Source organism: Caldibacillus thermoamylovorans (genome assembly GCF_000751775.1).
GTDB classification, from domain to species: domain Bacteria; phylum Bacillota; class Bacilli; order Bacillales; family Caldibacillaceae; genus Caldifermentibacillus; species Caldifermentibacillus hisashii.
The window spans coordinates 1-5,955 of record NZ_CCRF01000056.1; the positions used below are offsets into that span (position 1 = coordinate 1).

At 35.5% G+C, this 5,955-nt stretch carries 2 protein-coding genes and 1 pseudogene; 1 reads left to right on the forward strand and 2 read right to left on the reverse strand.

The window, feature by feature from the left end; genetic code table 11:
* Positions 1 to 232: 232 nt before the first annotated feature.
* Positions 233 to 2,242 (reverse strand): penicillin-binding transpeptidase domain-containing protein, encoded by a 2,010-nt coding sequence (locus BT1A1_RS09100; RefSeq protein WP_051989078.1) that lies wholly within the window; start codon positions 2,240 to 2,242, stop codon positions 233 to 235.
* A gap of 336 nt (positions 2,243 to 2,578) precedes the next feature.
* A complete protein-coding gene (locus tag BT1A1_RS09105) occupies positions 2,579 to 4,117 on the reverse strand; it encodes a plasmid pRiA4b ORF-3 family protein (protein WP_034770365.1) in 1,539 nt (512 codons plus the stop codon).
* 438 nt (positions 4,118 to 4,555) lie between these two features.
* On the opposite strand from BT1A1_RS09105, the pseudogene BT1A1_RS09110 reads away from it, so the two are divergent.
* A pseudogene (locus BT1A1_RS09110) lies at positions 4,556 to 5,955 on the forward strand (IS1634 family transposase); the annotation flags it as partial.

Consider the following 5,955-nt stretch of genomic DNA (forward strand, 5'->3'; position numbering starts at 1 on the left):
TTTTTTGACGACGAGACCCATTATCGTCACCATTTTGAGGCGAAATACTCCCTTTTTTGGCGACGAGACCGATTCTCGTCACCATTTTGAAGCGGAAATCTCCATTTTTTGACGACGAGAAGGAAAATTCACCCTGTTTTAAGGATGCAAAACTCTAGGATAGCAGCAACTTTGACCTATAATAATTTTATTAAACATTTTAAAAAAAATAAAACTGCCCAGATGGACAGTTTTATTTTTTATAGCTCTCAAATATCTCTTTTACCGCATTTACCACAATTTTTCCTTCTCCTTGGATACTTTCCATCATCATGGCGACAAGTAAATCTTGTGTATCGGTATTATAGGCAACAAACCAGCCATTTTCCTGCGCTTGTTCTCCTTGAGTTGTTTTACCGACTTCAGCAGTTCCTGTTTTTCCGGCGAGCGGTAAATCATCCATATTGGCAAGATGTCCTGTTCCTCTTGGGTTGGCCACAACTTCGCGTAAATCTTCAGCAATAGTCTTTACTGTATTGGTCGATATTACACTTTTTTTCCAAACTTGCGATGGTTTTTCCTCACTTAACAAAATTGGTTTAATCATATTCCCGTCATTAATAAAAGCGGTATAACCAGCTGCCAAATGGACGACATTGGTTTGAACTTCGCCTTGACCATAACCGGAGTCTGCTAATAAAACATCACCGTTTAATTTGCCGTCATTAGAAATTTGCGATGCTTTTAACGGATAAGTAAAAGGAATTTCTTCGCCAAACCCAAATTTTTTCAGTCCGTCTATAAACGAATCCGCTCCAATATCCAATGCCGTTTGTGCGAAATAAATATTATCCGAAAATACAAGTGCATCCTTTAAATTTACAGGTCTTCCCGGATCCGTTACCCGAGTGACAAAATAGCCGCCCCAGGATGAATCTTTCTGCCATTGTTTAGATGTGATATTCCGCGTTTGTTCTGGTGTAATCTTACTTGTTTCCAGACCGATGGCGGCGGTAAAAGGTTTCATTACCGAACCCGGTGTTTGCGGATAAACAAAGCGATTTAACAATGGTTGTAACGGATTTTCATCTATTGTTTTTCTTTGACTTGAAGATAAAAACATATATTCATTTGGATTAAATGACGGGCTTGAAACCATCGCCAGCATTTCACCGGTTTTCGGATTCATCGCAACGGCTGTTCCTGATTTGCCGTTAAATTTTGCCATGATCTCCTGTTGTAATGTACTGTCTATTGTTAATTGGATATTTTTCCCGTTTTTCACCGGTTTTTCAGCTATCGTTGCAGTCGTACCGTCAGGCTTCTTTAAATAAATGGAAGCTCCATTTTCACCTTTTAGTTGTTTTTCAAAGAGTTGTTCCAAGCCCCTTTTTCCAATAATATCTCCCGGTGCGTATCCTTTATTTTTTTCAATATCTTCTGCCGTTACTCCATCAACATAGCCAATTAAATGAGCTGCTGCTTCTCCTAAAGGATAGACTCTTGATTCTACTTTATTCACTGTTACGGCAGGAATGCTTTCCAGTTGAGTAACTACATCCGTTTGGGTATTAGGAATTTTTTTAATGGGAACAAAATAGTCAGGTTGAACCCAACTTGCATTTAAAGCCTTGTCAATGGATTCAACAGATATGCCCAGTATGGAGGCTACCTGGGATTTAATCTCCCCATCTTTTCCTTCCATTTGTCCCGGAACAATTCCAACTTCATATGCTCCTCCATTTATAGCTAATCCGTTTCCATTCCTGTCCAGAATTTCACCTCGGGCTGCTTTTGTCGTATTTAATCCGACTCGATCTTCCGGTTCCATTCCAGCAAAAATAAACCCTGTATTCCAATTCACTTGCCAAGTCACTTTATCTTCTTTTTCAACTTTTACAAGCTTGGCTTTTTGTTCAAATTCTACAGGACCGGCTAACGTATTCATGGTAACTTTAAATGGGATGGTGGCAGTTTTTGCATCCGGATCAATTTTATCTTTTGGCTTTTCAAAATCAATTTTTATATCCTTTACTTCCAAATCACCATAAATTTTTTTATAACGTTCAACAAATTCATCTTTTTTCATTATTTTCTTTGCTTCCGGCGTATGCATCTCGTACATCTTAGCAAAATTTTGATTACTCCAGTTTTTTACATAAGTTGTAAAAACATCTGATGGTTGAACGTCTTCGCTTTTACATCCTGTTAAAAAAAGGAAGAAAAATAAACAGAGCAGTGGAAGTAAGCGTTTATGATTCAAATCAACTCATCCCTTTCTATATAAACTTTCTTTATAATTATATTTCGTCTTAATTACTAACATTATCATTTTCGTATAAGGATAAGGATAGATAATAAGATTGGGAAAAGGTTATGAATAAATTTTTTCGCTCAATTGACCATTAAGAAATTTATAATTGATATAAATTTGTTGAATGGTATTATCTTTTATATTATAACATTTCTTACGGTTTTCACCGATATTTTTTACATTCGATTCACATAGTTAAACAACCACAGTAACATCCACTGTGGTTGTAGGTAAAGGAAAGATAATTTTGCCATTTCTACTTGTTATCGACACCCTTAACTTCAATCATTCCGGCATCATCTGTTCCATTTCTTTTAGTGCAGCATTGAGTAATGGTAATTGTTGAACAGGGAGAAGTTGAATGTTTAGTTTTTTTGCAATTGGATTAAGTAACCTAGCCATCTCCTCTTTCACCCAAATTTCTCTTGGAATTGCTTTTATTCTTTTCACTAATTCAACTAATTCTTTCTGAACGGTTTCAGTAATATCGCCATCTTTTCCAATCATGTTGTAATAGACAATCAACTGATTTTTCCGCTCCACTGAAAGGATGACTGTGGGTAAATACGGACGTTCATCTGGTTCATCCTGTGTAGGAAAATTAATGTATTCACAATCAAATTCAAGCGGCGTATTGTATCTTTTAAGCGAATGTTTCAAATGCTGCAGTTCGAGTTCATTAACATATAATGGAATTTCATCTTTTTTCGTTACATCATTTGAAGCAGCATCATATTCTTCTTTATCAAAGGTGTATAACATATATGATCTTCCTGCAAGATTATCTTGATCCATATTCTTTGTATATTGACTAGCAAAGATAACTTCATCTAAAATGAACGACAACAACTGAACTTCTTCCCCATCCAGAAACCATGGATAATACCCCGGTTTAAAACTTCGAAACATGGGCCACTGATTTTTCCCACGATAGGACCGACCATGTTCTTTTAGAAGTTGATAATCTTCATCCTCCAATTCGCCCCGATCAACCAAATTTAAAGTCAAACTATTTTGTTTAAAATATTCCTTTTCATCATTTATGTTCCTTGTCATAAGCCGGTTCAAATATGTATAACCTTCTTCACCAATAAAAGCGACAAGACCAAATTCTATCCCAGCCCCTCCCATTACAGAGCAATAAATTAATTCCTCTGTTTCGGGATCTTTGACGACAATAATCTGATCATCATCCATCCATTTCCATGGTTGTAGTTTTTTAAATTCCTCTGCCAAATCGAGTAATTCAGACCAATCATCATCGTAATTTTCAAAGGATTGCGGCAGCCAGTTCTCAAATTCGTTTGCTAAAGATTGATTGATTTCATTCATTAATGATTTTCCGTCAATCTCTTTTATTACAACATCATCAAATATAGACTCCCCACGGCTATCTTCTTCAGGAGCCAATCGCATTACTTTTGTACATCTGGGGTAAAATATGTCGTTTTCTTCAGGAATTATTTTCTCTAAAACAATGTCATGTTCCCAATTATCGCCGAAATCATAAACGTACAAAACACGATCTTTTTCATTTTGAAATATTTCTTTTAAAATTACTTTTTTCTCATCATAATCATAACCAAAACCAAAACTAAAAACTTGATTTTTTTCCTGATTCATTGGACCAATTGTAATTAAATGATTAGTCGATGTACCAGCCGATCTTTTTATATCGAAGGAATGTAAATGATAGTCCTCCCAATCGAAGGAATTTTGGATAATCCTATGTAAGTCATAAAATGTCATGGAATCTCTTACTTCTACTCTCCGCCAAATGGGAGGTTTGATATATTTCAATGTAATTTTTAGTTGATAGATCATATACTCAACACCCTTTTGAGTTAAATTTTATATTTTTTCACCGATTAAAATAATTTTATACGTACATTATAGCAAAATTATTGGGGAATGGGGATAGGTTTTAAGTCAATAAAAAATTAATGAAATACGTGTACTTGTCCAGGTACGTTGAGATAAACCTATTAGACTAATTAGGTATGGTGTCAGGAAAGTAACCTAACCTCATTGAAATTTAACATTACTCTAGCGGCCGCGAACCGGTTCATCATCCCAGTTTTTGACATTAAGAGAAGGTTCTTGTTGTTTTGTAGTCATCATATCTAATTAAATGTTAAAATCCTATAGTGGAACGCATATTCCGCACGTAAATTTTTCCATTTTATGATTTTTTTAAAGGAATTTTCTCCTTCTTTGTAGAATTGAATGATTATCTAACTACGGGAAGATGAGGAAATTTTTATGTCAGATCAAATTTTAACCTTACATGTGGGGCCGTCTCAACTTTTATCTAAACTGTGTGATGAAATAGAACTCGAAAAGACCATTAATGATTTAGTCAAATGGGATTCTGTCCGTTGTCATGTCTCACCCGGAACAAGGATTAAAGCCCTTGTCTTAAACATTTTATGCAGTGGCAAGCCCCTTTATAAGGTTCATGAATTCTATCAAAACCTAGATTCTGAGATGCTTTTCGATACATCGGTTTCACCCGATCAATTAAATGATGATGCATTAGGAAGAGCATTAGATTACTTGTATGAAGCCGAAGCATGGAAAGTCTATTCCACCATTGCATTAAAAGCACTAAAAAATTGAATCTTCCTATTGGTGTACTGCATAACGATACAACCTCAATTTCTGTTTACGGAGAATATAAGCAACCGAAGGAAGATGGACTGCAAATTACGTACGGGTATAGTAAGGCCCATAGGCCTGACTTAAAACAAATCGTTCTGGGGATGGGGGTCACACCTGAACGAATTCCTATCCTTGCAAAAGTAGAAAATGGGAATACTTCGGATAAATCTTGGAATGTGGAATTCATTCAAAAGATGAGAAAAATCCTTTCCCATGAAGATTGGAAAAATCTCATTTATCAAGCCGATTCTGCATTAATCACAACGGAAAATCTAGCGGAAATTCAACAACAAAATTTATCGTTTATTTCCCGTTTACCTGATACATTCGGTTTAAGCACAGAACTAAAGAAAGAGGCATGGTTGCTCAATAACTGGGAAAGGGTAGGCTCACTTAGCAATAAAAAAGACGCAGCTATTTACCAAATTCAAGCTTTTGAAAGACAAATTCAAAACCTTCCTTACCGGTTTCTTGTTGTCCACTCAAACAATTTAGATCAACGAAAAGAGAAAACCCTAAATCGGGCGATCGAAAAGGAAGAAATACAATTAAAAAAAGAGATAGAAAAACTGAGTAAAGTTATCTTTCATTGTAAAGAGGACGCACTAGAAGCAATTCAATCTTTTAAGAAAAAACAAAAGGCTTCATATTTCTGTTATAAACTAAACGTCCAGATGAGTGATCAACCTATCAAACGAAAAAAGAGAGGAAGACCTAAAAAGGACGAACAGACAAAACAAGAACAAATCTATCAAATACAACTGGAATCGTTTGAAAAAGATCATGATTTTATCGAAAATAAGAAAAAAATGCTCAGCACTTTTGTTTTAATCACAAATAAATTAGATGAGGAGACACTATCCAATCAAGAAGTTTTGAGGGTTTATAAAGGACAGTCGGCCGCTGAGACCCGTTTCCGATTAATCAAAGATTCACAAATGATTGATGCCATTTACTTGAAAACCCCGGAAAGGGTTGAGGCCTTAGGTATTGTGTATGTG

Coding starts and splice junctions, on each gene's coding strand:
- BT1A1_RS09105 (WP_034770365.1), bottom strand. CDS start 4,117: ATGATCTATCAACTAAAAATTACATTGAAATATATCAAACCTCCCATT.